Annotated in this window: 22 protein-coding genes; 8 read left to right on the top strand and 14 right to left on the bottom strand. The window is 72.3% G+C overall.

Annotated features, from left to right (window positions below):
* Nucleotides 1–7: 7 nt before the first annotated feature.
* The gene (locus ACFHWY_RS03200) at nt 8–1,021 is read right to left on the bottom strand and encodes a PDZ domain-containing protein (RefSeq protein WP_416578526.1); all 1,014 of its coding nucleotides are present in this window, start codon (nt 1,019–1,021) and stop codon (nt 8–10) included.
* A gap of 114 nt (nt 1,022–1,135) precedes the next feature.
* Here ACFHWY_RS03200 and ACFHWY_RS03195 point away from each other — a divergent pair, with 114 nt between their 5' ends.
* A complete protein-coding gene (locus ACFHWY_RS03195) occupies nt 1,136–2,434 on the top strand; it encodes a zinc-dependent metalloprotease (RefSeq protein WP_416578525.1) in 1,299 nt (432 codons plus the stop codon).
* A 75-nt stretch (nt 2,435–2,509) separates the two neighbouring features.
* Here ACFHWY_RS03195 and ACFHWY_RS03190 read toward each other — a convergent pair whose 3' ends face one another.
* Nucleotides 2,510–3,142: a hypothetical protein gene (locus ACFHWY_RS03190; protein ID WP_416578524.1), complete on the bottom strand. Its 633-nt coding sequence runs from the start codon at nt 3,140–3,142 to the stop codon at nt 2,510–2,512.
* A 31-nt stretch (nt 3,143–3,173) separates the two neighbouring features.
* Nucleotides 3,174–3,695, bottom strand: coding sequence for a M48 family metallopeptidase (locus ACFHWY_RS03185; RefSeq protein WP_416578523.1), 522 nt, complete (start codon nt 3,693–3,695; stop codon nt 3,174–3,176).
* Between the two features lie 527 nt (nt 3,696–4,222).
* On the opposite strand from ACFHWY_RS03185, the gene ACFHWY_RS03180 reads away from it, so the two are divergent.
* From ACFHWY_RS03180 to ACFHWY_RS03170, 3 genes are all read left to right on the top strand, one after another.
* A complete protein-coding gene (locus tag ACFHWY_RS03180; RefSeq protein ID WP_416578522.1) occupies nt 4,223–4,390 on the top strand; it encodes a DUF5679 domain-containing protein in 168 nt (55 codons plus the stop codon).
* Between the two features lie 193 nt (nt 4,391–4,583).
* Nucleotides 4,584–5,639: a hypothetical protein gene (locus tag ACFHWY_RS03175; protein ID WP_416578521.1), complete on the top strand. Its 1,056-nt coding sequence runs from the start codon at nt 4,584–4,586 to the stop codon at nt 5,637–5,639.
* 46 nt (nt 5,640–5,685) lie between these two features.
* Nucleotides 5,686–7,014: an ABC1 kinase family protein gene (locus ACFHWY_RS03170; RefSeq protein ID WP_416578520.1), complete on the top strand. Its 1,329-nt coding sequence runs from the start codon at nt 5,686–5,688 to the stop codon at nt 7,012–7,014.
* 343 nt (nt 7,015–7,357) lie between these two features.
* Here ACFHWY_RS03170 and ACFHWY_RS03165 read toward each other — a convergent pair whose 3' ends face one another.
* The 3 genes from ACFHWY_RS03165 to ACFHWY_RS03155 form a co-directional block, all read right to left on the bottom strand.
* Nucleotides 7,358–7,723 carry a WhiB family transcriptional regulator gene (locus ACFHWY_RS03165; protein WP_416578519.1) on the bottom strand — a complete coding sequence of 122 codons (366 nt, stop codon included), beginning with the start codon at nt 7,721–7,723 and terminating at the stop codon, nt 7,358–7,360.
* 132 nt (nt 7,724–7,855) lie between these two features.
* Complete coding sequence (locus tag ACFHWY_RS03160; protein ID WP_416578518.1) at nt 7,856–8,140, bottom strand: hypothetical protein; 285 nt, start codon at nt 8,138–8,140, stop codon at nt 7,856–7,858.
* Between the two features lie 138 nt (nt 8,141–8,278).
* Entirely contained in the window at nt 8,279–10,429 is a 2,151-nt protein-coding gene (locus ACFHWY_RS03155) for an ATP-dependent DNA helicase UvrD2 (protein WP_416578517.1), read from the bottom strand.
* Nucleotides 10,430–10,520: 91 nt separating this feature from the next.
* Here ACFHWY_RS03155 and ACFHWY_RS03150 point away from each other — a divergent pair, with 91 nt between their 5' ends.
* On the top strand, nt 10,521–10,763 hold the full coding sequence (locus ACFHWY_RS03150) for a mycoredoxin (protein WP_416578676.1): 243 nt from the start codon (nt 10,521–10,523) through the stop codon (nt 10,761–10,763).
* Nucleotides 10,764–10,792: 29 nt separating this feature from the next.
* On the opposite strand, the gene ACFHWY_RS03145 is transcribed toward ACFHWY_RS03150, so the two are convergent.
* On the bottom strand, nt 10,793–12,082 hold the full coding sequence (locus ACFHWY_RS03145; RefSeq protein WP_416578516.1) for an MFS transporter: 1,290 nt from the start codon (nt 12,080–12,082) through the stop codon (nt 10,793–10,795).
* A gap of 221 nt (nt 12,083–12,303) precedes the next feature.
* On the opposite strand from ACFHWY_RS03145, the gene ACFHWY_RS03140 reads away from it, so the two are divergent.
* The 3 genes from ACFHWY_RS03140 (at nt 12,304) to ACFHWY_RS03130 (ending at nt 14,072) form a co-directional block, all read left to right on the top strand.
* A complete protein-coding gene (locus ACFHWY_RS03140) occupies nt 12,304–13,284 on the top strand; it encodes a helix-turn-helix domain-containing protein (RefSeq protein ID WP_416578515.1) in 981 nt (326 codons plus the stop codon).
* Between the two features lie 65 nt (nt 13,285–13,349).
* Complete coding sequence (locus ACFHWY_RS03135) at nt 13,350–13,586, top strand: DUF397 domain-containing protein (protein WP_416578514.1); 237 nt, start codon at nt 13,350–13,352, stop codon at nt 13,584–13,586.
* Between the two features lie 213 nt (nt 13,587–13,799).
* Complete coding sequence (locus ACFHWY_RS03130) at nt 13,800–14,072, top strand: hypothetical protein (protein WP_416578675.1); 273 nt, start codon at nt 13,800–13,802, stop codon at nt 14,070–14,072.
* A 142-nt stretch (nt 14,073–14,214) separates the two neighbouring features.
* On the opposite strand, the gene nudC is transcribed toward ACFHWY_RS03130, so the two are convergent.
* The 7 genes from nudC to ACFHWY_RS03095 all read right to left on the bottom strand — a co-directional run bounded on the left by nudC (nt 14,215) and on the right by ACFHWY_RS03095 (nt 25,740).
* A complete protein-coding gene (gene nudC / locus ACFHWY_RS03125) occupies nt 14,215–15,168 on the bottom strand; it encodes an NAD(+) diphosphatase (RefSeq protein WP_416578513.1) in 954 nt (317 codons plus the stop codon).
* A 22-nt stretch (nt 15,169–15,190) separates the two neighbouring features.
* On the bottom strand, nt 15,191–16,528 hold the full coding sequence (locus ACFHWY_RS03120; RefSeq protein ID WP_416578512.1) for a M16 family metallopeptidase: 1,338 nt from the start codon (nt 16,526–16,528) through the stop codon (nt 15,191–15,193).
* 115 nt (nt 16,529–16,643) lie between these two features.
* A complete protein-coding gene (locus tag ACFHWY_RS03115) occupies nt 16,644–17,954 on the bottom strand; it encodes a M16 family metallopeptidase (RefSeq protein ID WP_416578511.1) in 1,311 nt (436 codons plus the stop codon).
* A gap of 112 nt (nt 17,955–18,066) precedes the next feature.
* Entirely contained in the window at nt 18,067–18,249 is a 183-nt protein-coding gene (locus tag ACFHWY_RS03110) for a hypothetical protein (RefSeq protein ID WP_416578510.1), read from the bottom strand.
* Nucleotides 18,250–18,517: 268 nt separating this feature from the next.
* The gene (locus ACFHWY_RS03105) at nt 18,518–18,721 is read right to left on the bottom strand and encodes a cold-shock protein (protein WP_092378207.1); all 204 of its coding nucleotides are present in this window, start codon (nt 18,719–18,721) and stop codon (nt 18,518–18,520) included.
* A gap of 228 nt (nt 18,722–18,949) precedes the next feature.
* Nucleotides 18,950–22,303, bottom strand: a complete 3,354-nt coding sequence (locus ACFHWY_RS03100; RefSeq protein ID WP_416578509.1) for an ATP-dependent helicase — start codon at nt 22,301–22,303, stop codon at nt 18,950–18,952.
* Entirely contained in the window at nt 22,300–25,740 is a 3,441-nt protein-coding gene (locus ACFHWY_RS03095; protein WP_416578508.1) for a PD-(D/E)XK nuclease family protein, read from the bottom strand. The genes ACFHWY_RS03100 and ACFHWY_RS03095 overlap by 4 nt, the downstream gene beginning before the upstream one ends.
* Nucleotides 25,741–25,797: the final 57 nt, after the last annotated feature.

Here is a 25,797-nt window from a genome sequence, read left to right as displayed (position 1 = left end):
ACGCGGGTCAGCAGAGCGCGGGCGTTCCCCCGGTGCGCAGTGTCTCCAGCGCGTCGAGCGCCTCGTCGAGCGAGCCCACTCGCACCAACGGCAGGTCGGGCTGCCGGTTACGCGTCGCCTCGGCGCAGTTGGCCGCCGGCACCAGGAACACCGTCGCGCCGGCCCGCTTCGCGCCGACCAGCTTCTGCGGAATGCCGCCGATCGGGCCGACCTCGCCGGAGTCGTCGATGGTGCCGGTGCCGGCGAAGACCCGGCCGCCGGTCAGGTCCTCCGGGGTCAACTTGTCGATGATGCCGAGGGCGAACATCAGGCCCGCACTGGGACCGCCGATGTCCCGCAGGTCGAACGAGAGGGTGAACGGGTGCGGCTGCTGCTGCTCGATCCCGACCCCGATCCGGGGCCGGCTGTCCTGCTCGCTGCTGGTGACCGTCTCGGTACGGGCGACGCCGTCGCGGGTGTAGCCGATCCGCAGCGCCGTGCCCGCCGGCTTCGCCCTGATCAGCTCGGTCAGCCGGGAGGCGAGCGGCACCGGTTCCCCGTCCACCGAGGTGACCACGTCGCCCGGGCGGAGCAACCCGGCCGCCGGGCCGTCGGCCGCGACCGTCTTGACCACGATCTGCACCTCGTACCCGAGTTCCCGCAGCGCGGCGGTCTCGGCGCTGGTCTGCGAGACCTGGAAGTCCTCGGCGTTGCGCTGTTCCACCTGCTCCTGGCTCTCCCCCGGCGGGTAGACCAGCTCGCGCGGCACCACCGCCTGCTCGTCGGAGAGCCAGCCCTGGATGGCCGAGCGCAGTTTGACGCCGGGCTGCACACCCACCGTGGTCAGCCGCAGCTGACCTGTCGAGGTGGAGGTTTCCCGCCCGCTGACCTGGATAACCTCCTTGCCGTCCTCCCGTCCCAGGGTGTCGACCGTCGGGCCGGGACCGAGCACCACGTACGGAACGGGCGCGCCGAGCACCCCGATGCTGAGCAGAGCGGTGAGCAGAGCACCGAGCAGGACAGTCATGCCACGACGTCTCATGCGGCAGAGCGTACCGAGCCGGGTGATGGCTCCCGGCCGGCACGACGACGACTTCGCCCTCAGCGCAACCGCGGCGGCGGCAGCCGGGGGCGCGGCGCGCGTACCGTAGACGTCGTGCCTGATATTCCGTTCGGTTTCGCGCTTCCGGGTGGGCAGCCGCCCGATCCCAACGACCCCGCGCAGATGCAGCAGTTCATGTCGCAGTTGCAGCACCTGCTCTCCGCGCCGGGAAGCGGGCCGGTCAACTGGGATCTGGCCCGCCAGGTGGCGGCCAGCCAGCTCTCCGCGTCGGGCGACCCGGCCGTCTCCCCGTACGAGCGCAACGCGGTGGCAGAGGCGCTGCGCATCGCGGATCTCTGGCTGGAGCCGGCCTCCGCCCTGCCCTCGGGCATCCGGAGCACGATCGCCTGGAACCGGAACGAGTGGATCTTCAAGACGCTCGACGTCTGGCGCAAGCTGTGCGACCCGGTTGCCAGCCGGATGGTCGGCGCGATGGGAGATCTGGTGCCGCCGGAGGCCCGAGCTCAGCTCGGCCCGATGCAGTCGATGGTGGCGACCCTGGGTGGGGCGCTCTTCGGCGGCCAGCTCGGGCAGGCGCTCGGGTCGCTCGCCGCGGAGGTGCTCTCCGCCGGCGACATCGGCCTGCCGCTCGGCCCGGCCGGCACGGCCGCACTGGTCCCGGCCAACATCAAGGCGTACGGCGAGGGCCTGGAGCTACCCGAGGACGAGGTGCGCCTCTACGTGGCCCTGCGCGAGGCCGCGCACCAGCGGCTCTTCGAGCACGTGCCGTGGCTGCGCGGTCATGTCCTCAACGCCGTGGAGACCTACGCCGCCGGCATCCGGGTCAACCGCGAGGCGATCGAGGAGGCGATGGGGCGGGTCGACCCCACCGACCCGGAGTCGATGCAGGCGATCGCCCTGGAGGGCATCTTCACGCCGGAGGACAGCCCGGCGCAGAAGGCGTCGCTGGCCCGGTTGGAGACCGCCCTCGCCCTGGTCGAGGGCTGGGTGTGCCATGTGGTGGACGGCGCGGCCGCCGGCCGGTTGCCGAACGTGGTGGCACTGGGCGAGGCGTTCCGCCGGCGTCGGGCGGCCGGCGGACCGGCCGAGCAGACCTTCGCCGCCCTGGTCGGGCTGGAGCTGCGCCCCCGCCGGCTACGGGAGGCCGCCGCGCTCTGGGCGGCGCTCACCGAGCATCGGGGCATCGCCGGCCGGGACGCGCTGTGGGGACACCCGGACCTGCTGCCCTCCGACGACGACTTCGCCGACCCGGTGGCCTTCGCCATGGCCGACGTGGATCTGATGACCGAGTTGGAGAACTTCGACTTCTCCGCCCCGGGCGGCCCGGAGGAGAAGGCGCCCGGCGAGGCGGAGCGCCCGGACGGACCCGAGGACGGCGAGAACCGCTCCTGACCGTTCGAGCCGGCCAGCCTCGCCACTGCCAGGCGGCCAGCGAGCCGGGCGCAGGCAGGCCGGGCACGCGCGGCGTCAGCCAGGCCGACCAGCGCCGGAGAGCAGGGCACGGGTGTTCTCCCACCCGCCGAGGGCCGGGTCGAGCCGGGCCAGGTCCGCCGGGCCGCGCAACCGGTGCCAGGTTGGCGTCACCGCCAGCTCGCCCGGGCGGGGCGCCGCCGCACGCACGGCCGCGGGCACCGAGGTATCCATCTCCAGCGGCGGCAGCCACGGCGGTACGGGGAGTTGTGCCGCCACCCCGAGCAGCCCGGGAAGGCTGCCCTCGACCGGGGCGAGGGCGACCGGCCGGCTGGTCAGCGGGCGTAGCAGTTTGCCGACGGTGAGCCCGGGCAGGTCGGGGGCGTCCCCCGCGACCACCGCGGCCTGCTCGTAACCGCCCCCCGGGGCGTCGATCGACGAGCCGACCGCGGCGAGCACCATGTTCGGGGTCGGCTCGGGCACCTCGTAGACGGTCGTGCCGGGCCAGATCACCGCGTCGGCCAGCCAGCGGTCGGCCCGGGTGACCGCCACCGCGGTGTCCACCTCGTTGAGGGTGGCGAGCAGGTCCACCACGTCCTCGGCGAGGGCCGTGCGCCAGTTGACCGGGTCGATGCCGGGCGGCGCCCAGGCGACCGGCGCGAGCAACGCCACCACCACACGTCGGGCCATCCTCCGACCCTACCGTCGCGCTGCCGGGCGGTCAGGGGGTGCCGGCGACCGCAGCCACCCCCTCCAGGTAACCCCGAGCGCGTTCGGTCTTCGGGTACCGGCCGACCAGGGCCCAGAACTGACCGTCGTGGCTGGGCACGATGAGGTGGGCCAGCTCGTGCAGCAACACATAGTCGATCACCCAGTCCGGCATTTCCTGGATCCGGTGCGAAAGGCGGATCGAACGGTCCGCCGGGGTGCAGGAGCCCCATCGGCCGTTCTGGTTGCTCACCCACCGGACGCTGGCCGGCAGAGCCCGGTCGCCGTACTCGGCCAGGTAGAGTTTGATCAGCCGGTTCGCCCGGGCCAGCAGCTCCGTGTCGGAGCGGGTCAGGCGCCCCTCCCTAGCGGCGAGCCGGGCGAGCATCCGGTCGACCCACTCGCTCTCCTCGGCCCGGGAGAACTGGTCCGGGATGAGGACCACGACCCGCTCACCGTCACGGTAGGCGGACACCGTGCGTCGCCGGCGCTGGCTGCGCCGCACCTCGACGACCGGCTTCCGCGCCCCAGCCATCAGTGGACCGCGCAGCCTCGGTTTGCTGTCACGTTGGCAAGCTAATGCGTTGTGACCAGGGGTCCGCAAGAGTCAACCCCTGACGCGTGTCCAAAAAGTGGGGATTGGTCGCTAGGAGTCCCGAAAAAAAAGTTGCCGGACAGGGCGCAGCTGTCACGATCACCCTTCGTGGTGATCGGCGAGTGTCACACGCGGGTCGACCACCACGTTAAGTGATCATTCCTCGGGCCGCACAACGGGGGTCTCATCCCGCTCGCGAGGGATGACCTGCGCAATTGCCGTCCCCAGTCGGCGTGTCCCCGCCAAACTGGCTGATCTGACCCAATTCGCCGTGCACACTCTCGACGTCGCCTTGCTCACAGTGGCAGTGCGCAGCTGACATGGAACCGCCCGCACCTGGGTAGGGTCCGCCAACCAGTGGTCACGAAGGTGGCCACGGAAGATGCCCAGCGCCGGGCGCCGTACGCGACCGCCGCCGGGATCCCGTCGGGGCGGTGCCGACCGGCGGACGAGACGAGGAGGACATCGTGGCCGACCAGGCCCAGAACTACAACGGTTACTGCGTCAAGTGCAAGGAGAAGCGGGACTTCGAGGGCCGTGTCGAGGTCTCGAAGACCGGAATGAACATGGCCAAGGGCAAGTGTCCAGTGTGTGGCACAACAGTGAACCGCATCCTGGGCAAGGCGAAGGTCTGACGTACGCGTACCGCCCGCAAGGGGGTGGCCACGGCCACCCCCTTGCACACCGCCGGTCACTGTCGGACGACTGACGTTGCCACCCGCAGGTTGTGGATAACTCGCCAAATCCTGTGGACAACACTGGACCTGGCGCTGGCCACCTGTGGACAACGATCGACGGAAAGCACGGACTCGGTAACGATCCGTTCTCATGACGCAGTCCACCGAGCGCCCGCTGTCCCCTCGCCCCCGGCTGCTACCCGGGCTCAGCCGAGTCTGGCGCGACCGGCACACCCTCCAACTCGGGCTCGGCCGGGAGCGGGCCGTGCTGGTGGAGGTCGCCGACCCCCGGGCCGCCCGAATACTCGACCTGCTCGACGGCACCCGCAGCGAACGGCAGGTGCTTTCCGGCACGACCGGCACGGGTGTCCGCCCCGAGCACGCCCGCGCCCTGCTCGACGCCCTGTCCGCTGCCGGCCTGGTGGTGCCGGCGCACACACTCCTACCCAGGGACCTCGCCGAACCACGACGTACCCGACTCGCCGCAGAGGCCGGCGCGCTCGCGCTCGCCGCCGCCCGGCTACCGGGTACCCCGGCCCAGGTGCTCCGCCGCCGCCTGTCCGCCCGGGTGACGGTCACCGGAACCGGGTCGCTCGGCGCCGCCATCGCCGTCGCCCTTGCCCAGGCCGGCGTCGGACACGTCCATCCCGACCTGCCCGGCACGGTCCGCCCGGTCGACCTCGCCGGCACCGGCATAGCAGCCGCCGACATCGGGTGCCCGCTCGGAGCCGCCGTCCGGGCTGCCCTCCAGCGGGCCGCTCCCGGCACCGCGACCGGCGCCCTGCGCCGGCCCCGTCCCGACCTGGTGATCCAGCTCGGCTCCGACCGGCCGGCCGCGCTGCTCGCCGCCGGTCACGCCCAACGCCGGCAGCCACACCTGCTGGTCGAGCTGCGGGAGGGGGTACCGACCGTCGGCCCACTGGTCCGCCCGCCGGTCGGCCCGTGCCTGCGCTGTCTCGACCTGCACCGCACCGACCGGGACCCGGACTGGCCGGTGCTCGCCGCCCACCTCGCCACCGGCCCGGCCGAGCCGGCCTGCGCCACGAGCCTCCTGCTGACGGCGACCGGGTACGCCGTCGCCGAGGCGCTGGCCCAGCTCGACGGCGGCACCCCGGAGACGTTCGGCGGGGCGGTGGAGGTGGTGGCGCCGGGCAGCCTCCGCCGGCGAGTCTGGCCTCCGCATCCCGGGTGCCGATGCGGCGAGTAGCCAGTGGGCGGGAGACGGAGCCGGCCGAGTCGGTAACAATGACCAGGTGACCGACATCCCGCGTTGGGCCGTGGCCCGGACCGCCAAGCTCGCCGCTCTGCCGCTCGGTTTCGCCGGCCGGACCGTTCTCGGCATGGGAAAGCGCGTCACCGGGCTCGCCTCCGACGTGATCTCCGCGGAGATCCAGCAGCGCACGGCCGAGCAGTTGTTCAGCGTCCTCGGCCAGCTCAAGGGCGGGGCGATGAAGTTCGGTCAGGCGCTGTCGGTCTTCGAGGCCGCCCTTCCGGAGGAGGTCGCCGCGCCCTACCGGCAGGCCCTGACGAAACTCCAGGAGGCCGCGCCGCCGCTGCCCGCTGCCACCGTGCACAAGGTGCTGGCCGAGCAGTTGGGACCGGGCTGGCGGGACCGGTTCGTGAGCTTCGACGACTCCCCGGCCGCAGCGGCCAGCATCGGCCAGGTACACCACGCGGTGTGGCGGCTGCCGGACGGCACCGGCCGGGACACCGCCGTCAAGATCCAGTATCCCGGAGCCGGTGACGCCCTGCTCGCCGACCTCAAGCAGCTCTCCCGGCTGGGCGGCATGTTCCGGGCCATCCAGCCCGGACTGAACATCAAACCGCTCCTGGCGGAGCTGCGGGAACGGATAACCGAGGAGCTGGACTACGAGCTGGAGGCGGCGTCGCAGCGGGCCTTCGCCGTCGGCTACGCCGACGATCCGGAGATCTACGTGCCGGCCGTCTTCTTCGCCTCACCCCGGGTACTGATCACCGAATGGATCGAGGGGACCCCGCTGGCCGACATCATCCGGGCCGGCAGCGAGAACCAGCGCGACGAGGCGGGACGGCTGATGGCCACTCTTCACCTGTCCGCGCCGGCCCGGGTCGGGCTGCTGCACGCCGACCCTCATCCGGGCAACTTCCGGATGTTGCCTGACGGTCGGCTCGGTGTGATCGACTTCGGGGCGGTGGCCAGGATGCCGGAGGGTACCCCGGAGCCGATCGGCCGGATCGCCGGGATGGCCCTGCGTGGCGACGCCGACGAGGTGGTGGCCGGCCTGCGGGCCGAGGATTTCCTCGGTGCCGACGAGCCGGTCGACGCACACGCCCTGCTGGACTTCCTGCGTCCGATGCTGGAACCGATCGCCGTCGACGAGTTCCGGTTCACCCGCGCCTGGCTGCGGGCCGAGGCCACACGACTGGCCAGTCCGCGCTCCCCGGCCTACCAGTTCAGTCGGCAGCTCAACCTGCCACCGTCGTACCTGCTCATCCACCGGGTGACGCTCGGGTCGATCGGCGTGCTGTGTCAGTTGGAGGCCAAGGCCCCCTACCGCGGCATCCTGACTCGCTGGCTGCCCGGGTTCGCTCCGGTCAACTGACCAGGCACCGGGCTCGCCGGTAGCTCCTGACAACAGGGAGCCCCTTCTTACCTGCGCGGCGGGCGGGGGCCGGTCGGTCCCCGCCCGCCGTTGTGGTACGTCGTCCTACAGGACGCCCAACTCGCGAGCGGTCCGGGCACGGCCGGACACGGCGACGGTACGGGCGGATCGGGTTGCCTCAGTGCTCGTGGTGGTGCGACCGGCCTGAGGCCGGAGCATTCGAGCCCTCGACAACGCTTCGTTGAGTAGGTACATCTCGGCTCCGCTCGCAAGGTTCAGCATGGTGGTCAGCTCTCTGTCGGCCGGCTTGACGCCGGCGGGGTTGGTCCGAATCGGGAACATGTCAGGCCGCCAGCCAGACAGCGTCACGCGACGTGGCAAGACCCTCGGCCGCCAGCCGCGACTCGGCCTCGACCCGCAGCTGCGCGTCACGGGCGAGGTCCTCCTTGCGTGGCCGGCCACGGGGCCGCTTACGCGGAACGACCGCGCCACGCTCGAAGATCTCGCCACCCCAGACGCCCCACGGCTCTGCCCGCTCAACCGCACCGGCCAGGCACTCGACGCGCAGCGGGCAGTCCCCGCAGAGCGACTTGGCCAGTTCCAGCTGGGTGGGTGAGTCGGAGAACCACAGGTCGGGGTCGAACTTCCGGCAGGGCAGGTTCGCCTCCACCTCGACGCTCACGTCGAGTGGGGCCAACGCCAGACTCATCGCCCGGTCACCTCTCTCTCACACTGCGACCTCGTGGATCGCTGTTCCGACGTACTTCGACGGTGCAAAAAACTGAGGCCGCGGATCCCATATACGGGTTCCGCGGCCTCGAGGTGAGCCGGTGGTCTGGTGTCAGACCGGTCTACCTCGAGGTGGAACACCGCGGACGTCCATCCGCTTGGTGGCGCCATCGGCGCCCTTGCCCGTGAAGCCAACGCTCTCCTGGAGCCCGTTCGGCGTCGGTGCGAGGATCAGCTCGGCCTGAACCTCGACCCGGTGCGTCTGCGGAGCCCACGGTCGCGCGGCGGCGACGGTGGCCCGGCCTTCCGTCACCGGAGTGACGGTGGTCAGGGCAGCCGACAGTGGAGCGACGGCAACGGGCAGCGCCGTCGGACGCTGGTAGATGTAGCTCTCCATCGGTGCCACCTCCTTGACGTTCACTCGCGATCGACCCGGACACAAACCCCGTGAGCAGCCCGAACAGGGCCCCTTCCGAGGTGTGCCCTGAGGCTATGACGGCCGGTGGGGCGAGGGCAAACGAATTAACGGTCAGATTCAGAAACTTTTCTGTGGGCAGATTTCGTCGACTGCGGTGCCCTCCACCAGCGCCAGCACCGCCTCCCCGTACAGACCCAGTTTGCGCGGCCCGATCCCGGCGATCGCGACCAGATCCTCGGCCCGACCCGGACGCCGTTCGGCCAGCGCGACCAGCGTCGCGTCAGTGAAGACCACGTATGCGGGTACCTTCTGCGCGCCGGCCACCCGGGACCGCCACTCCAGCAAGCGGCCGTGCAGTTCGTCGTCGATGTCCGACGGGCAGGTGGCGCAGCGACCGAGCTTGCGGTCCGGCCCGGCGAGCAGGGTCGTGCCGCAGATCCGACAGGACACGATCCGGGTGGCACGTCGCTGTGGACCTCGGGTAGGCCGCCCTGTGGTGGCCCGCTCCACCGCGGCGGCGGGAGCCAGCTCGGGAAGGAACCGGCACGGCCGTCGAGGCCGGCCGCCGGGCGAACGCGCCGAGGCGTACGACAGCCAGAGCCACTGACGGGCCCGGGTGATGCCCACGTAGAGCAGCCGGCGCTCCTCCTCGACCTGTTCGGCGGTGCGCGCGTACGTCGTGGGCAGGGTGCCGTCGGCGAGGCCCACCAGGAAGACGGCGTCCCACTCCAAACCCTTGGCGGAGTGCAGCGAGGCCAGGGTCACGCCGTCCACCGTCGGCGCGTGCTGCTGGGCCGCGCGCCGGGCCAGCTCGCCGGTGAAGTCGGTCAACGTGACCGGGCGCTCGACCGTCGCGGCCACCCCCAGCGGCATCAGGTCGGGTGTGGCCGCGTACTCCCCGGCGAGTTGGACCAGGGCGGCCAGCGCCTCCCACCGTTCCCGGGCGGCCCCACCGAGTGGGGGTGCGTCGGGCGCCCACCCGAGCGCGGAGATCGCCTCGACCACGGCTGCCGGCAGCGGGGTGTCGCCGGCCAGCGAGCGGGTGGCCGCGCGTAACGCCACCATCGCCTGCCGCACCTCGGGCCGCTCGAAGAACCGCTCCGCACCGTGGACCAGGTACGGCACGCCGGCCTCGGCGAACGCCTTCTCGTACGCCTCGGACTGCGCGTTGGTACGGAACAGCACGGCGATCTCGCGGGCCGGCGTTCCGGCGTCGATCAACGCGCGGCAACGGGCGGCGACCGCGTTGGCCTCGGCCGGCTCGTCGGTGAAGATGCGCCGATCCGGCTCGGGACCGGCCGGCCGCTGGCCGACCAACTCCAGGCGCAGCCGCGACGCGGTGCCCCGCGCCTGGGAGATGACCGCGTTGGCGAGCCCGACCACCTGCGGGGTGGACCGGTAGTCACGGACCAGCCGGACCACGGTCGCGCCCCGGTTGCGGCGCGGGAAGTCGACCAGGTAGGACGACGTCGCCCCGGTGAACGAGTAGATCGTCTGGCTGGCGTCGCCGACGACGGTCACGTCGTCCCGGCCGCCGAGCCAGACGTCCAGCAGCCGCTGCTGCAACGGGTTGACGTCCTGGTACTCGTCGACGACGAAGTGCCGGTACTGGTTACGGACCTGCTCGGCGACGTCCGGGTGCTCCTCGATGCCCCAGACCGCGGCGCGCAACACGTCCTCGAAGTCGATCACACCACCGGCGCGCTTCAGCTTCTCGTACGCCATGAAGACCTCGGCGACCCGCGCCGGCTCGTGCGGGGTCTCGCGCAGCGCCTTGGCTGCCGCCACCACGTACTCGCCCGGCTCGACCAGGGACGACTTGGCCCACTCGATCTCGCCGGCGAGGTCTCGGGCGGCCGTCCGGTCGGCCCGCAGGCCGGCCCGGGCGGCGGCGAGCGTGACCAACCGGACCTTGCTGTCCAGCAGCTCGGGCATGGCGCGCCCGTGGAGCAGCCGGGGCGCGAAGTAGCGGACCTGGCGCAGGGCCGCCGCGTGGAAGGTACGGGCCTGCACATTGGCCACGCCGGCAATGACGAGGCGGTGCCGCAGCTCGGCGGCTGCCCGGGCGGTGAAGGTGACCGCGAGCACGTGCCGCGCCGATATCTCTCCGGTCAACGCCCGGTAGGCGATCCGGGACGTGACGGCCCGGGTCTTGCCCGTGCCCGCGCCGGCGAGCACGCAGACCGGGCCGGCGGGGGCGGTCACCGCCGAGCGTTGCTCCGGATCGAGCCCGGCGAGCACGCGATCGGGAACGGAGTTAGCCACCACAGCGGGGAATTGTCGCAGCTTCTGTGGACGTTGCAGCGGATAGTGTGTGTCGATCGGCGAGCAGCCGGGCGTGATGTTGGAGGATCTGAGCATGCTGACGATGTATTCCACTCCCTGGTGCGGCTACTGCCACCGGCTGAAGTCGCAGCTCGATCGGGAGGGGATCGCCTACCAGGTGGTCGACATCGAGCAAGATCCGGAAGCCGCGACCTTCGTGATGGGGGTCAACGGCGGCAACCAGACCGTCCCCACGCTGCGCTTCGCCGACGGCAGCTCACTCGCCAACCCCTCGATCAACCAGGTCAAGCACCACCTCGCCGCCACCACCGCCTGACTCTCCGGCCAGTCGAGGCGATCATGAGGTTATCGCTCCCGTGACGGGCGTGTTGCGGCGACAACCTCATGGTCGACCGTCTCGACGGCGGGGACCGGACGGGGCCTGGGGAGGTGGGCAGTGGGCGGCGGGGTCAGGTGACGGCTACGCCACAAGTAGTTGCCGGCGAGCAGGGTGGCCAGGCCGACCAACGCGAAGGACAGCCGGTAGTCGAGCACGCCTACCAGCAGGGCTCCCGCGCCGACCGAGAACGCCTGCGGGCACCTGACCACCGCGTCAGCCGCGGCGGCGACCCGGCCGAGCAACTCCGGCGGGGTCCGCCGCTGGATCAGGGTGTGCAGGCCGACCAGGGTCAGTGGCAGGGACAGCCCCGCCATCAGCACCGCGACGAAGCCGAGCCACAGATTCGGGTACGCAAGCATCAGCGCCGCGGGACCGAAGAGCGCCACGCCGCCGGCCAGCGTGCCCAGCTCACCGACGCGGCGAAGCGCGGCGGCAGAGAGGAGGCCGCCGACCAGTCCACCCATGCCCTGCACGGTGAGCAGTACGCCGACGAACGCCGGATCCCGGCCGAGTCCCCGGTCGACGTACGCGAAGATCAGTGACTCGGTGAAACCCATCACCAGCGAGCCGAGTCCGTAGCCGACCAGCGCCCGCCGCAGGGCCGGTTCGTCGGCGAGGTGGCGGAGCCCGGCAACCAACTCCGCCGGCCAACGCCGCGCCGTCGCCGACCCGTCGGCCGACTCGGTCGACGACCCGACCGTCCGGGGTGCGCCGACCACGGCGGCGGCGACCAGGAAACCGGCCATCCCGACGGCGGCCAGCATCCAGCCACCGAGGGCCACGTAGAGCCCGGCGCCCAGCAACGGGCCGATCAGCCGAAGTCCCTGCCGGGCTGTCTGTAGCGCGCCGTTGGCCTCACCAAGCAGCTCGGACGGCACCAGCTCGCGGATCAGTCGGCTGAGTACCGCGCCGACGGTCAGGTTCGCCAGCCCGTACAGCGCGGCCACTCCGTAGATGATCCACATGTCGCCCGCGCCCCGGACCGCGAACAACGGGGTGAGAAGCAGTGCCATCACAAGGTTGGTGGCCACGAAGAAGGGTCGCCGGGGGTACCGGTCGACGACCCAGCCGACCAGCGGCGCGAGCATCCGCGGTGCGAGGATGACGAAGATCGTGGCTCCGGCCAGGCCGTCCGAACCGGTCAGGTCCTTCACCCAGATGGCGAGTGCCAGCAGCAGGATCGACTCGGCGACCATGCTGGCCATCAGTCCGCCGAAGAGCAGGCGGAAGTCCGGGCGACTCAGGACGTTGCGCATTGATCCTCCGCAGGTGGCGCGTCCGGGGCGGCAGACCGGCCTGACCGCAACCGGCGAAGTGGGTCGTCGCGGGCCTGTCCGGGCTGAGGTCTGGCGTATTTCTGATGACACGCCCTCCGCCGGTACCTCCGACGCCGGTCGCGACGTCCATACTGACCGTGGGGGGCGAATGTCATACAGTTACCGTCGCGTCTGCGGCGGTCGACGGAAAAGAGGACACTGTGCCTCCTGCCGTACCCAGCCCGATCCTGCGTCGCCGCCGGCTCGGCGGCGAACTGCGCCGATTGCGCGAGGCCGCCGGGCTCACCGGAGACCAGGTGATCGAGCACGTCGGCTGGGCCTCCGCGTCCAAACTGTCCCGGCTGGAGAACGGTCGCAGCCGACCGGACCCCCAGGATGTCCGGGATCTGCTTGAGCTGTATCGCACCGACGACGCGCTCCGGCTGGAACTGCTCGGCATCACCGAGGAGGCCGGCGACATGCGCGGTTGGCTGAAGGGCTATCCGGCGATGACGCAGCAGCAGCGTGGCTTCGCCGAGTTGGAGGCCGGCTGCGCGGAGATCTCCGAGTACAACCCGGTGCTGGTACCGGGGCTGTTGCAGACCACCGGGTACGCCCGGATGCGGATCGCCTCGGCCCGGCACGTCGACCTGGCCGCGGGCGCGCCCGAGGCCGACGACGACATCGAGACCGAGATCAGGGCCCGACAGGCGAGACAGGCGGCGCTCACCCGGGAGACCGACGCGCCCCGCTACACGGCCGTGTTGGAGGAGACCGCGCTCGGCCACCGGGCCGGGCCGTCCGAGGTGCTCCGCGAACAACTGGCGCAGCTCTGCGAGCTGTCCATGTTGCCGAACGTCACGCTGCACGTGCTGCTCCGGGACACGCCGATCGGTCAGTGGTACCTGCCGCCGACCGCGTTCTCGGTCTATCGGTTCGCCGACCCCCTCGATCCGGAGACGCTCGCCATCGAAGGTGGCTTCACCGACGTCATGTCGACCGAGGCAATCACCCTAAATCGCTATAAAGTGGCGTTCGAGTGGCTATGCACGGCGGCACTCTCCGCGACGGACACCGCTACCTGGCTGATGGAGTCGGCAGGACGGCTGACCGAGGCGGCGAACCCGCCCACCGTGGCGAATGGTCCGGCAACGGCGCCGGCCCAACGCCGCGGATCCTCCGGGCGCCTGACGGGACGTTGAAGCGCCGATCGCCGTCAGGACGTGCGGCGCCACTCGTTCCATTGGCTCACCTCAGGAGCGCAACGATGAACGAGTCCCACAACACGCCATCCGTCCTCGCCCAACTCGCGGACGCACCCTGGCGCAAGAGCACCCGCAGCCAGACCTCCAACTGTGTGGAGGTCGCACCGCTGTCCCCCGGCCCCGCCGCGGTGGCGCTGCGCGACAGCAAAGACCACGCTGGCGCGGTGCTGCTGTTCAACCGGGCCGGTTGGCTCGGGTTCATCTCCGGTGCCAAGAAGGGGCAGTTCGACCTGAACTAGCACGCGGACGTCTCGCGGGGCCGCCGGCAAACATTCCGGCGGCCCCGTCGTCATTCAGCCTCGACGGGCACGGTGAGCAGGGGTCGGATGATCGGCCGGGCCTGCGGTCCAATGGGTGCGTTTCACTTGCTGAGACACAACCCGGGCGTACCATGGACGGGAGTGACGTGGAACTTCCACCGTTCAACCGTCGCGGCACATCCGGAGACCCACATGCGGTTCCTGATCGTTCGCACCGACATTCGAACCGCCGCCGAAACCGAGATCACGGCCGCCCTGGCCGAAGGTCGCCGGCTGCGGGATGAAACCACCAGGCCCGAGGCGCGCCGCCAGGTCGTCCGTGCCGAGGACCGCGACGCCGCGCTGCTGCTGGCCCGGGCGATCGCCACCGTGGGTGCCGTACGGTCCGGCAAGCAGCGGGTCAAGGTACTGCCGCTGAACGGTCCGTGGCACCACCAGGCCCGTCCCAGCGGGCCCGGAACCTGACCCACCACACGTCCGTCGTGGTCGACCGGCTCCCCCGCCGAGTTCCTCCCCAGCCGACCACGACGGCCCGTGTCCCCGGCCCGTGACCGCCGCGGCAACGACGGTCACGGGCCGGGGCCGCAAAAGGAGCGAGCCGCCCTGTTCAGCAGTGCCCGTCAAGCCAGCGGTGAACCAGGAACAGCGCGATCGACGACGGCGGCGGCAACATCAGCCGCTCCGCGCCGACGGCCACCGGCCGGCCGCCCAGGGCCGCCCCGATCTCCTGCCGCGAGAACCAACGCGCCTCAGCGATCTCGGTGGCATCTACCCGCACCGGATGCTCCGGGTCGGCGGTGGCGAGAAAACCCAGCATCAGGGAGCCCGGAAACGGCCACGCCTGGCTGCCCGCGTACGCGATGTCGGCGACCGGAACGCCGACCTCCTCGTGCACCTCCCGCAGCACGGCGGCCTCGGCGGACTCACCCGGCTCCACGTAGCCGGCCAGACAGGAGAACCGGCGCCGCCCCTCGACGCTGGGCCAGGTGACGTTGTTGCCGAGCAGGCACCGCCCGTCCACGCCGTCGACGCCGTCCTGCACCAGCACGATCATCGCCGGGTCGGTACGCGGCCAGACCCGCTCGCCGGTGGAATCCACCCGGGACCAGCCGCCCTCGTCCGCCCTGGTCGGAGCGCCGGTGACCGGGTGATAGAGATGCCGCAGGTGCCAGTTGGTCAGCGCCAGCGCCGTGGTGAACAGGCCCGCGTCGCGGTCGCTGAGCAGATGCCCGACCTGCCGCAGGTGGGCCGACCTCGTGTGCGGCAGGACCGCCAGTGCGGTGTGCACACAGAAGACCGGCACCCCGTCCGGTTCGACGCCAAGGAACATCGCGCCGGTGGCGAGCGCCGGTGGCAGGGTGTCGGCCTCCGCCAGGACCAGCGCCGGCACCGAGGTGTCGGTACGCACCAACGCCCGCCCGCCGGACCCGATGTCGAGGACCAGTACCCGCGCCCCCGCCCACGCCTGCGCCAGCCACCGCAGGTCGGTACGCCGGTGCGCCGTCCGGTCCAGGGTGGCGCGGGCCAGCGGCGGGCCGGACTCACCCCGCCGTTCACTCACGACCACACTCCGCTGCGCCCGTTCATGACGACACGGGAACGGTGTCGATCGGGGCCAGCGTGGCCAGCGACGCCGAGATCCGCTCCGCGTCGCCGAGCACGACGGTGACCGCCCGCGACGGGGCGAGGTACCGGGCGGCAGCCTCGGCGACCTCGTCGACACCAGCCTTCGCCAGCCGAGCAGCGAACTCGGGCAAAGAGTCCAACCGAAGCCCACTGCCGGCGTACGCGCTGACGAACGACGCCAGGCCCGCCTGGGTGGAGATGCCGAGCTGGAGCGTGCCGAGCGCATACTGCCGGGCCTGCTCCAGCTCGTCCGACGTGGGCGGCACGGTGGCCAGCCGGCCCAGCTCATAAGTCGTCTCCAGCAGGGCCGGCGCGGTCACCTCGGTGGCCACCTCGGCGGCGGCCAGCAGCACCGAGCCGGCGACCGAGTGCTGGACCACCGAGTGCGGCCCGTACGTGTAGCCCTTGTCCTCACGGATGTTCTCCACCCAGCGCGAGGAGAAATAGCCACCGAAAATCAGGTTGGCCAGTTGCAGCGCGGCATGGTCGGGGTGCGTACGCGGCACCGCCGGCAACGCCAGCCGCATCGACGACTGCACCGACCCGGGCCGGTCGACCAGCAGCAGTGGTCCGGGCTCCAGCGGCGGAGCGGGCGGCAGATCGGCAGGGTGACCGGCGCCATTCCAGCCGTCTAGGGCCTTCTCGGCCGCGTCCAACGCCCGCTCCGGACGCACGTCGCCGACCAGCACGAGCACCGCACCCGCCGGATGCACCCGCTGTGCGTGCAGCGCACGCAGCGCCGCCGGCCGGACCGCGCTGACCTGCTCCGGCTCCGGCGTCTGGACGGCGTACGGGTGCCGGCCGTAGACCCGCCTGAGCAGGGCCGTACGGGCCAGGTGTGCCGGCTGGCTCCGGGCCACCTGGATGCCGTCCACCAGCCGATTCCGCTCGACTGCCACCCACTTCGCCGGATAGCTGGCGGCGGTGAGCACCTCGCCGAGGATCTCCAGCATCCGGTCCAGCCCGGTAGCCAGGCCGGTACCGGAGATCATCAACCGGTCCGGGTCGAGCCCGGCCGAAAGCCCACCGCCGATCCGCTGCAACTCGGCAGCGATCTGCACGCTGCCCATCGTCGCCGTGCCGGAGAGCAGGGTCTGCGCGAGCAGGTGACCGCGCGCCAGATTGGCCCGCCCGAAGGGCATCCAGAGCCGCAGCTCCACCAGTGGCACCGCCGGCCGACGTACCACGATCACGGTGAGCCCGTTGTCGAGCATGCGCTCGGCCTGCCGCGGCACCTTGAGCCGGCGGGTCGGACCGAGCGGCGGCAACGGCCTCGGTGTCGCGGACGCCGTCACCAGACCCTGCTTCGCTCGCGACTGCGGGGCTCGCAAACCCGGCTCACTCCTCACGCTCAGCCCACACCTTTCGCTCGCGACTGCGGGGCTCGCAAACCCGGCTCACTCCTCACGCTCACCGGGCCCCTCCCGCAATGACCTCGACCGACGCGCGGCGCTCGGGCCGCAGGGTCGCCGCGGCGGCGCGTACCTGATCGTCGGTGACCTCAGCGACGAGTCGGGGCAGCTCACCGAGCAGGCCGGGCTCGCCACGCTGCTGCTCCAGCACCGCCATCCTGAGCGCGCGACCGAGCACCGCGTCGGTGTCGCGCAGCAGGTGAGTGGCCATTCGGGCCTGGGTACGGGTCAACTCGCCGTCGGTGAGCCCATCCGCCGCGAGCCGGTCCAACTCCTCGTCGACGGTGCGCAACACCTTGTCGACGTCGCCGCCGGGCGGCAGATGGGACTGGATCAGCAGGGCCGTGGGATCCCGGACGTCGAACGGGTCCCCCATGAACCCGAGGTAGCCGCCCACGCTGGTCACCGCGCGGTCCCGGTGGACCAACCGCTCGACCAGCCGGGACGCGTCGCCGTCGGTGAGCACCTCGGCCAGCACCACGTACGGCAGGTAGGCGGCGAAGTCGACGACCGGGTCAGGGACCCGCCACGCGGACGCCACCGCAGGCAACGGAGCCAATTGATCGGTGTAGGAGGTGCGCCGTTCGGCACGCAGATCCGGTTCGGCGAAGCTCGGGCGGGCGGGTGCCGGGCGGGCCGGCACGTCGCCGAAGTGCCGCTCGATCAGGGTGACGGCCTCGGCGGTGTCGATATCGCCGCTGACCGCGAGAACCGCGTTACCACTGGCGTAGTAGTGCTGAAAAAAGTCGGCGGCGTCGGTGACGGTCGCGGACTCCAGGTCACCGAAGGAGCCGTAGCCGTCGTGCGCGTTGGGGAACGTGTCGAAGAGGACCGGCGGCAGGGTCAGCCAGGGAAACCCGCCGTACGGCCGGCTGAGCACGTTGACCCGGATCTCCTCCTTGACCACGTCGACCTGGTTGCCCAGGTTCTCCTCGGTCAGCCGGGGGCCGCGCATCCGGTCGGCCTCCAGGAACAGCGCCCGCTCCAGGGCATTGCTCGGCAGGGTCTCGAAGTAGTCGGTGTAATCCAGGTGGGTGGAGCCGTTGAAGGTGCCGCCCGCACCCTGGACATACCGGAAGTGGGCGAGCTTCTCCAGGTTCTCCGAGCCCTGGAACATCAGGTGCTCGAAGAGGTGTGCGAAGCCGGTGCGCCCTTCGGGTTCGGAACGGATTCCGACGTCGTAGACGACCGCCACCCCGATGACCGGGGCACTGCGGTCAGGAGTGAGGACGACCCGCAGGCCGTTGCCGAGGGTGTACCGCTCGACCGGATACCTCGTCGCTGGGATTCTCGCTCTGCGCGTCGGCACGGCTCCGACCCTAACGTCTCGGCGCGCCCGCCGACGGGCCCCCGGGTAGGAAGGACTCCGGTCGCCATCGGTTGGTGACCCGCTGGCCGCTGCGTCACGTGACAGGGGCCGTTCAACCGGAGACGCTGCCGAGACGGTCGACCGGGCCGGGCCCGTACAGGTTGACAAGTCCCGACGGGGCGGCGCGGCCAGGAGTGACGGGCCAGGGCGCGAACGCGACGGCGGTGGCCAGCAGTACCCCGGCGACCGCCACCGCGATCACCAGGAGCAGCTCACGTGCCGCCGAGCCCACCATGGCTGCCCCTCCCCACCTCACACCGGAGCCCCCCGGCCCGTCTCCCCGGGCCCAGCGTCGCCCAGTCGTCCGGCGGTAACAGTCACCCACCCGACGGCAGGACGGCTGATTGCCGACTCAGGAAGCCGCCGCTGGCCTCCAGAGGACCGCGAGGTCCCACAACCCGGGCACCGACAGCACCCTGCGGCGTGGAAAACGAACGGCCGGGCCACCAGCCACGCGGACACGCGCGGTGATGACCCGGCCGGTAGCCGGTGACCTGTGAGGGTCAGACCGGACGGATGTTCTCCGCCTGCGGGCCCTTCTGACCCTGGACGACCTCGAACTCCACCCGCTGGTTCTCGTCGAGGCTGCGGTAGCCGGAGGACTGGATCGCCGAGAAGTGGGCGAAGACGTCCGCGCCGCCGCCGTCGGGGGTGATGAAGCCGAAGCCCTTGTCAGCGTTGAACCACTTGACGGTGCCAATAGCCATGCTTGTTTCGTCTCCTTGACGGAACGTCAACCCCGCACCTGTTGCGGGGTTGAAGAGGTATGTTCCGGACGTAAGTGCCCGGAACGCCTGTCGCTTCTGGTCGCCCCGCCCGGAGATATCCGGACATAACAAAGAGCGCCTGGGGCTACAATCCGCCAGGCGCAAACAGAGCTGGTAACCAAAACTGCAACGCGGGCACTCTACCACGGGTCCGGCACGACGCCACCCTCACGCCAACTCAGGAACCGAGGTCATCAACGCGACCAGTCCGTCGGCGTCAAGGAGGTCCGCCGGTCGGACGGTAACCCCGTCCCGCACGTAGTGGAAGGCCGCGCCGACCCGCTCCACCGACACGCCGGCCAACTCGGCCCAGGCCAGCCGGTAGACCGCCAACTGCACGGCGGCGACCTCGGCCGACGTCCCGCCCGGGCGGGCACCGGTCTTCCAGTCCACCACGTCGAAGCGGTCGCCGGGACGACGGAACACCGCGTCCATCCGGCCGCGTACCACCACGCCGCCGAGCACGGTGGCGAACGGCACCTCCACCTCGACCGGCGTACGGTCGGCCCACTCGCTGTCCAGGAAGCGCCGCTGAAGTTCGACCAACTCCTCGTCCGGCGCGGCGTCGGCATCCGCCGCACCCGGCAACTCGTCGGTGTCGAGCAGCCGGTCCGCCCCGAACCGCTGCTCCAGCCAGGCGTGAAACGCGGTGCCCCGGCGGGCGTACGGGTTGGGCTCGGTGGGTAACGGGCGGCGTAGCGCCCGGGCCAGCGCCGCCGGATCCCGGCGCAACGCCACCACCTGCGTCACCGACAGGTGCGCGGGCAGCGCCACGTCGACCGGACCGCTGTGCCGGCTGAGCTCCGCCCGCTCGGCGAGCAGCAGGTCGGCCTCGCGTCGCCACCGGGCCACCTCCGGATCCGCGGCGGTCTCGTCGTCCGACCGGTCGGTGTCGCCCTCGGTCAGGAAGCGACGCACCAGCGCCGCCGCCCCGGTCAGCGTCGGCCGACGGACGCCGAGCGGATCGGCCGGCCACTCGGCCCGCAGCACCACCTCGGCCGTCGGGTTCACCGCGTCCGGCGTCGGCTCCGGCGCCCACTCGTCGACTAGCTGGCCGGATCCGGCGTGCAGGCATACGTCGTGTACCTCGCGCAGCAGCGCCGACGGCCCGCGCGGGCGCTTGGTGCCCTCACCCCACCAGTGACCGGAGCAGAGCAGCAGGCGACGCGGGCGGGTGACCGCGACGTACGCCAGCCGCCGCTCCTCCCGCTCGTCGTGGGCCCGCCAGGCGTCGGTGAAACCCTCCACCGCCCGGGCCACGCCACGCTGGTCCTCGGCCTCGGCCAAGACCAGTTCCGGCAGCCCGTCGACGTCACCGCGCAGCGGAAACGGCAGCACGCCCAGCCCGCCGAGCCAGTGGTCGGAGTTGCGGACCAGCCCGGGCCACACCCCCCGACTCAGCCCGGCCACCGCCACCACGTCCCACTCCAGCCCCTTGGCGGCGTGTGCGGTGAGAATCTGCACCGCGCCCTCGACCACCTCCACCTCGCCCGGAGCTAGACCACGCTCCTCGTCCTCGGCAGCGGTGAGATAGGCCAGGAAACCGGCGAGCGTGGCGCTCGGCGACTCCCCGCTGAACCGGGCGGCCACGTCACCCAACGCGTCCAGGTGGCCGCGGGCCAGACCGGCGTCGCCGGCACCGTCCCGGCCGGCCCGCACCGCCACCTCCACGTCCAGGCCGGTGGTCCGCTCCACGTCCGCAATCAGTTCCGGCAGGGACTGGTCCAACCGGTAGCGGAGCAGGCCCAGTTCCCGGGCGTACGCGCGCAGCCGGGCGTACCCCTCGGCCGAGTACGCCTGCGCGGGACCCAGGTCGGCCAACGCCTCCACCAGGGTCGCCTCGTCGAGACGGTCCGTGGCGATCTCCGGTGCGCCGTCGTCGGCCAGCTTGCGGCGAGCCCCCGCGATGGCCTTCGCCCGGCGGTGCAGCGCGACCAGATCACGCGGCCCGATCCGCCATCGAGCACCGGTCAGCAGGCGCAGCAGCGCCGCACCGTCGGTCGGATCGGCCAGCACCCGCAGGGTGCACACCACGTCGCGTACCTCAGGGGTGTCCAGCAGGCCACCCAGCCCGACCACCTCGACCGGCAGGCCACGCTCACGCAACGCCGAGGCGATCGCCGGGATCTGGCTACGCAGCCGGACCAGCACCGCCGTGGTGGGGCGCAGCGTGACCGGGACCTGCTCGGGCAGCGCACCCGACATCCCGGCCGCGCCTCGCCAGGCGGCCAGCAGACTGTCGGCGATCCAGTCGGCCTCGTCGGCGTACGTAGGTAGCAGCGCGCAGTGCACCGTGCCGGCCGCCGCGCCACGCGGGCTGCGATGCGGGATCGGGTCGTCGACGCTGAGCGCGGCGTGCAGCTCGGGCACCCGCGCTCCAGCGGCGCGCAACGGGGTCGCCAGCGCGTTCGCCGTGGCGAGGATCTCTGGGCGGTTGCGCCAACTCGTGGTCAACCCGAGCACCCGGGCCGGCTCGCCGTCGGCGCGGGCGAACTCGGTCGGGAAGCGGTCCAGGGTACCGGCGCTGGCCCCGCGCCAGCCGTAGATCGACTGGCAGGGGTCGCCCACCGCGGTCACCGGATGCCCCCCGCCGAACAACGCGCCGAGCAGCACCACCTGGGCGTGGCTGGTGTCCTGGTACTCGTCGAGCAGCACCACCCGGTAGCGACTGCGCTCGATCTCGCCCACCGCCGGATGGTCCCGGGCCACCCGTGCGGCGCGGGCGAGTTGGTCGGCGAAGTCCATCGCCTCGAAGTCGTCCTTGCGCTGGGCGTACGCGCGCACCAACGGCAGCAGCTTCAACCGGGTCTGCTGGAGCGCGAGGGCCTTGCGCACGTCGGCGTAGATGCGTCCCGGCCGCGACTGCAGGTCGGCGAAGAACCGGCCGGTCCAGGCGGCCAGCTCGTCCGGGTCGACAAGGTGCTCGTCCAGTTCGCCGGCGAGCGCCAGCACGGCGTCGGTGACGGTGCTCGGCATCCGGTCCACCGCGGACATGTCACCGTCGTAGTTGCGCACGATCAGGTCGACCAACTGCCAGCGGGAAGCCTCGGTGAGCAGCCGGGTGGAGGGCTCGTAGCCGGCGCGGAGCCCGTGCTCGGTGACGATGCGTCCGGCGTACGAGTGGTAGGTCGCCACCGTCGGTTCACCGGCGAGGGGATCGTCGAACGGATCACGCCCACGCCGGCCGAGCCGACGGACGAGCTGGTCGAGCCGGGTACGCACCCGGTGCGCCAGCTCACCGGAGGCCTTGCGGGTGAAGGTGAGCCCGAGCACCTGCTCCGGCCGGACGTACGAGTTGGCGACCAGCCAGACCACCCGGGCGGCCATCGTCTCGGTCTTGCCCGAACCGGCACCGGCGACCACCAGCAGCGGCTGCACCGGAGCCGAGATGATCGTCGCCTGCTCCCCCGTCGGGGCCGGCAGTCGCAGCAGCTTCGCCAGCTCCACCGGCGTGTACCGGGGGCCGGCGTCGGCTGCCCGGGGCGCCGGCGCGGCGGGGTTGAACAGGGCGGGCTGGGTCACGGCTCGACCACCTGTCGCCCCTGCCCCGACACCGGGCAACTGGTGCGCACCGGGCAGACCCGACATTTGGAGTTGGCGACGGCGGCGAAGGTCGCCGCGGCCATCGTGTCGGCGGTGCGGCGGACCAACGCGGTGGCCCAGCCGGCCTCGGGCCCATCGGAGGCCGCCGGCTGGGCCTGCTCCCGGGCGTCCCTCGCGCCGGTGCCGAGCTGCACCAGGGCCGCCCCGCCGGGCTCGTCGCCGAACTCGCCGAACGCCCCCGCCTCCACCGCCGCCTGATACGCGCCCAGCTGCGGATGCTCGGCCACCTCGCGCTCGGTGACGGCGGTCGACTTGCCGGTCTTCAGGTCCACCACCACCAGCCGGCCAGCCGCGTCGACCTCCAGCCGATCCACCCGACCGACCAGCTCGACCGGCCGGTGCGGGTCGTCGAGGCGTACCGCGAACTCGTGCTCGATGGCGAGCAGCCGGCGCGGGTTGGCGGCGAGCCAGCGCAGCAGCTTGTCGACCATCGCCTCGGCGCGGGCCCGCTCGGGCCCGACCATCCAGCGAGCCGCCAGCTCGATCACGTCGAACCGGGCGGCCACGTAGTCGAGCAGCGTACTCCGGTCGGCGCTGGCGTCCTCGGCGAGCATCGCCGCCGCGTGCACCAGATTGCCGACCCCCTGCGCGGTGCTGGCCGGTGCGCTGCCGCCGTGCCGTTCCAGTAGCCAGCGCAGGCTGCACCGCAATGCGCTCTCCATCGCCGACGGGGTGACCCGGACCGGCTCCCCCTCGCCCGCCAGCGGGCGGTCGTCCGACAGGGGCCGCAACCCCCACCAGTCGTCGGGATGCGCACCGGAGACTCCGGCGGCGGCCAGCCGGGCCAGCTCCGTCGCCGCCGCGCGCCGCCGGGCCACCGGTGCCGCCGGGTCGGCGACCGCGGTACGCAGCTCCGCCACCAACGCGGGCAGCGTGAGCGCCCGGGGCGGCCGGCTCAACGGCAGCCGGCGCGGTCCGGCCGCTTCGGCTCCGGGCCCGCCGTCCGGACCGGACCCGCCGTCCGGACCGGACCCGCCGTCCGGACCGGACCCGTGGGTGGGGCCGAGTTCATAGAGGAGGCGGCTGGGCTGTTCCTCGTGGTCGTCGCCGCCGACCGCCGCCGAGGCGACCGCGCTGACCAGCAGCCGCCGCCGGGCCCGGGTCACCGCGACGTGGAACAGCCGCCGCTCCTCGTCGAGCAGCGCGGAGGTCTGGCCTACCAGGTTCGCCGTCGCGCCGGTGCCGTCCGACCGGCCGGCCAGCACGTCGACCAGCCGTTCCGAGCCGAGCAGACTGCCGCGCAGCCGCAGATCCGGCCAGACGCCCTCCTGCACTCCGGCCACCGCGACCAGGTCCCACTCCAGACCCTTGGCGGCGTGCGCGGTGAGCAGCCGAACGGCCTCGCCGCGGTCAGCGGTCGGTGCGAGGGTGTCGGCGGGCAGTTCCTGACCGAACACGTGATCGAGGAAGACCTCGGTACGAGCGCCGGGCAGCCGATCGGTGAAGCGGGCCGCGGCGTCGAAGAGCACCATCACGGCGTCCAGATCACGGTCGGCCGCCTCAGCCCGGCGGCGACGGGCGAGATCGCCCTCGTCGGCCACCGCCGGCCCACGGGTCAACGCGGCCGACCACAGCTCAGCCAGCCCGCTGGCCCGCCAGACGGCCCAGAGGACCTCCTCGGCGGTGGCGCCCACCCGCGAGGCCGCCTCCCGGGCCACGGCCAGCAGGCCGGCAACCGTCTGTGCCGGCTCGGCCCAGCGCCGCTCGACGCCGGCCAGCTCGGCCGGATCGCGCAGCGCCTCGACGATCAGCTCCCCGGAGGGCCGGCGGTCGCCACCGGCCAGGGCGAGTGCCCGCAGACCCTGCCGGAGCCGCCGCTCGGCCAACGGGTCGGCGCCGCCGAACGGCGAGTGCAGCAGCGTGACGGCGGACTCCTCGTCGAGCCGCTCCGGCTCCAACGCGCAGCGCAGCAGGAGCAGCAGCGGCGCGACCGCCGGTTGCAGGTGCAGTGGAAGGTCCTCGCCGTGTACCACCGTCGGCACTCCGGCCGCGTGCAGCGCCCGGCGCAGACCGGGCAACTGCCGGGCGGTGGAGCGAACCAACACCGCCATCCGCACCCAGGGCACCCCGCCGAGCAGGTGCGCCTCACGCAACGCGTGCGCCAGCCAGGCCGCCTCGCTGGTGGCCGAGGAGAATGTGCGTACCTCAAGGGCGCCTGGTGGGGCGTCCGGCAACGCACGTAGCTGCCGGTGCGCCGCCGGGCCGCGTAACCGCCGGGCCAACCGCGCGGAGGCCCCCAGCAGCCGCTCACCGGCGCGATAGCTGGTGGTCAGCAGCACCTGCGCGGCGGGCGCGCCGGAGGCGGTACGAAACCGGTGCGGGAAGCTCGCCACACCACCCGGGTCGGCACCCCGGAAGGCGTAGGTGGAGGAGTCGGGATCGGCGAAGGCCACCAGCGGGGTGCCACCGCCGGCCACGACGTCCAGCAGGCCGAGCTGCGCGGGGTCGCTGTCGGCGAGCTCGTCCACGTAGACGTGCGCCAGCCGGCGCCGCTCGGCGTAAAGTAGCTCCGGATCGTCGTGCAGCAGCCCGGTGGCCGACCGCACCAGCTCCGCCGGGTCATATGCGACCGAGCCCCGGTTGGCCACGTCACGCAGGGCCAGCACGGCGACGTACTGCCGGAGGAACCGGGCTGCGGCCGGCCAGTCGGCACGGCCGAGCCGCTCACCGAGCCGGGCCAACCCGACCGGACCCAACCCACGCTCGGCGGCACGCATCATCAGGTCACGCAGCTGGGCGGCGAACGCCCGGGTACGCAGCGCCGGTCGTAGGTCCTCCGGCCAGCGGACCGGGTCGCCGCCGGACTGCTCGCCGGGTTCCTCGCCGACCACGTCCAGCAGCTCACGAATGATCAGATCCTGCTCCGGGCCGGTGAGCAACCGGGGCGACGGCTCACCCCGCTCTGCGGCGGCGCGTCGCAGCAACCCGAAGGCGTACGCCGGAAAGGTCCGCACCAGCGGCTCGCGTAACACCCGCTGCCCGTTCGCGGCGATCCGCGCCTCGATCCGGTGCCGCAGGTCACCGGCACCACGCCGACTGAAGGTGAGCACCAGGATCTGCTCCGGGTCGACCCCTTCGCCGACTCGCGCGGCGACCGCCTCCACCAGCGTGTGGGTCTTGCCGGTGCCCGGTCCACCGAGGACGAGCATCGGCCCGTCGGTGTGCGCCACGACCTCCGCCTGCCACGGATCGGCCAGACCAGCAGCGGCCTCCGGGCCGACCTGACCGGCACCAGCCTCCGGGCCGACCTCGCCCGGGACGGTCTGGAGCTGCACCGGATCCGGGGGCGGCCCGGCGGACGAGCCACTCCCCTGGGTCGGCCCCACGGGCCGACGCACCAACCGGTACGCCTGCATCCCGACATCCCATCACGGCCCTGCGACACCACCCGACGCGCCACACCCGCGAGGGCA

The organism is Micromonospora sp. LOL_024, assembly GCF_048060415.1.
Lineage (GTDB): Bacteria > Actinomycetota > Actinomycetes > Mycobacteriales > Micromonosporaceae > Micromonospora.
The sequence above is the reverse complement of the archived record's forward strand: the minus strand, read 5'-3'. Positions and strand labels throughout refer to the sequence as shown.

What these genes read in the sequence shown, in the direction of transcription:
- ACFHWY_RS03185 (WP_416578523.1), bottom strand. Translation starts at nt 3,695, where the DNA reads ATGGCTGGGGCGCGGAAGCCGGTCGTCGAGGTGCGGCGCAGCCAGCGC.
- ACFHWY_RS03145 (WP_416578516.1), bottom strand. Translation starts at nt 12,082, where the DNA reads ATGCGCAACGTCCTGAGTCGCCCGGACTTCCGCCTGCTCTTCGGCGGA.
- ACFHWY_RS03105 (WP_092378207.1), bottom strand. Translation starts at nt 18,721, where the DNA reads ATGGCTATTGGCACCGTCAAGTGGTTCAACGCTGACAAGGGCTTCGGC.
- ACFHWY_RS03165 (WP_416578519.1), bottom strand. Translation starts at nt 7,723, where the DNA reads ATGAGTCTGGCGTTGGCCCCACTCGACGTGAGCGTCGAGGTGGAGGCG.
- ACFHWY_RS03130 (WP_416578675.1), top strand. Translation starts at nt 13,800, where the DNA reads ATGCGGTTCCTGATCGTTCGCACCGACATTCGAACCGCCGCCGAAACC.
- ACFHWY_RS03135 (WP_416578514.1), top strand. Translation starts at nt 13,350, where the DNA reads ATGAACGAGTCCCACAACACGCCATCCGTCCTCGCCCAACTCGCGGAC.
- ACFHWY_RS03200 (WP_416578526.1), bottom strand. Translation starts at nt 1,021, where the DNA reads ATGAGACGTCGTGGCATGACTGTCCTGCTCGGTGCTCTGCTCACCGCT.
- ACFHWY_RS03095 (WP_416578508.1), bottom strand. Translation starts at nt 25,740, where the DNA reads ATGCAGGCGTACCGGTTGGTGCGTCGGCCCGTGGGGCCGACCCAGGGG.
- ACFHWY_RS03190 (WP_416578524.1), bottom strand. Translation starts at nt 3,142, where the DNA reads ATGGCCCGACGTGTGGTGGTGGCGTTGCTCGCGCCGGTCGCCTGGGCG.
- ACFHWY_RS03160 (WP_416578518.1), bottom strand. Translation starts at nt 8,140, where the DNA reads ATGGAGAGCTACATCTACCAGCGTCCGACGGCGCTGCCCGTTGCCGTC.
- ACFHWY_RS03110 (WP_416578510.1), bottom strand. Translation starts at nt 18,249, where the DNA reads ATGGTGGGCTCGGCGGCACGTGAGCTGCTCCTGGTGATCGCGGTGGCG.
- ACFHWY_RS03150 (WP_416578676.1), top strand. Translation starts at nt 10,521, where the DNA reads ATGCTGACGATGTATTCCACTCCCTGGTGCGGCTACTGCCACCGGCTG.
- ACFHWY_RS03175 (WP_416578521.1), top strand. Translation starts at nt 4,584, where the DNA reads ATGACGCAGTCCACCGAGCGCCCGCTGTCCCCTCGCCCCCGGCTGCTA.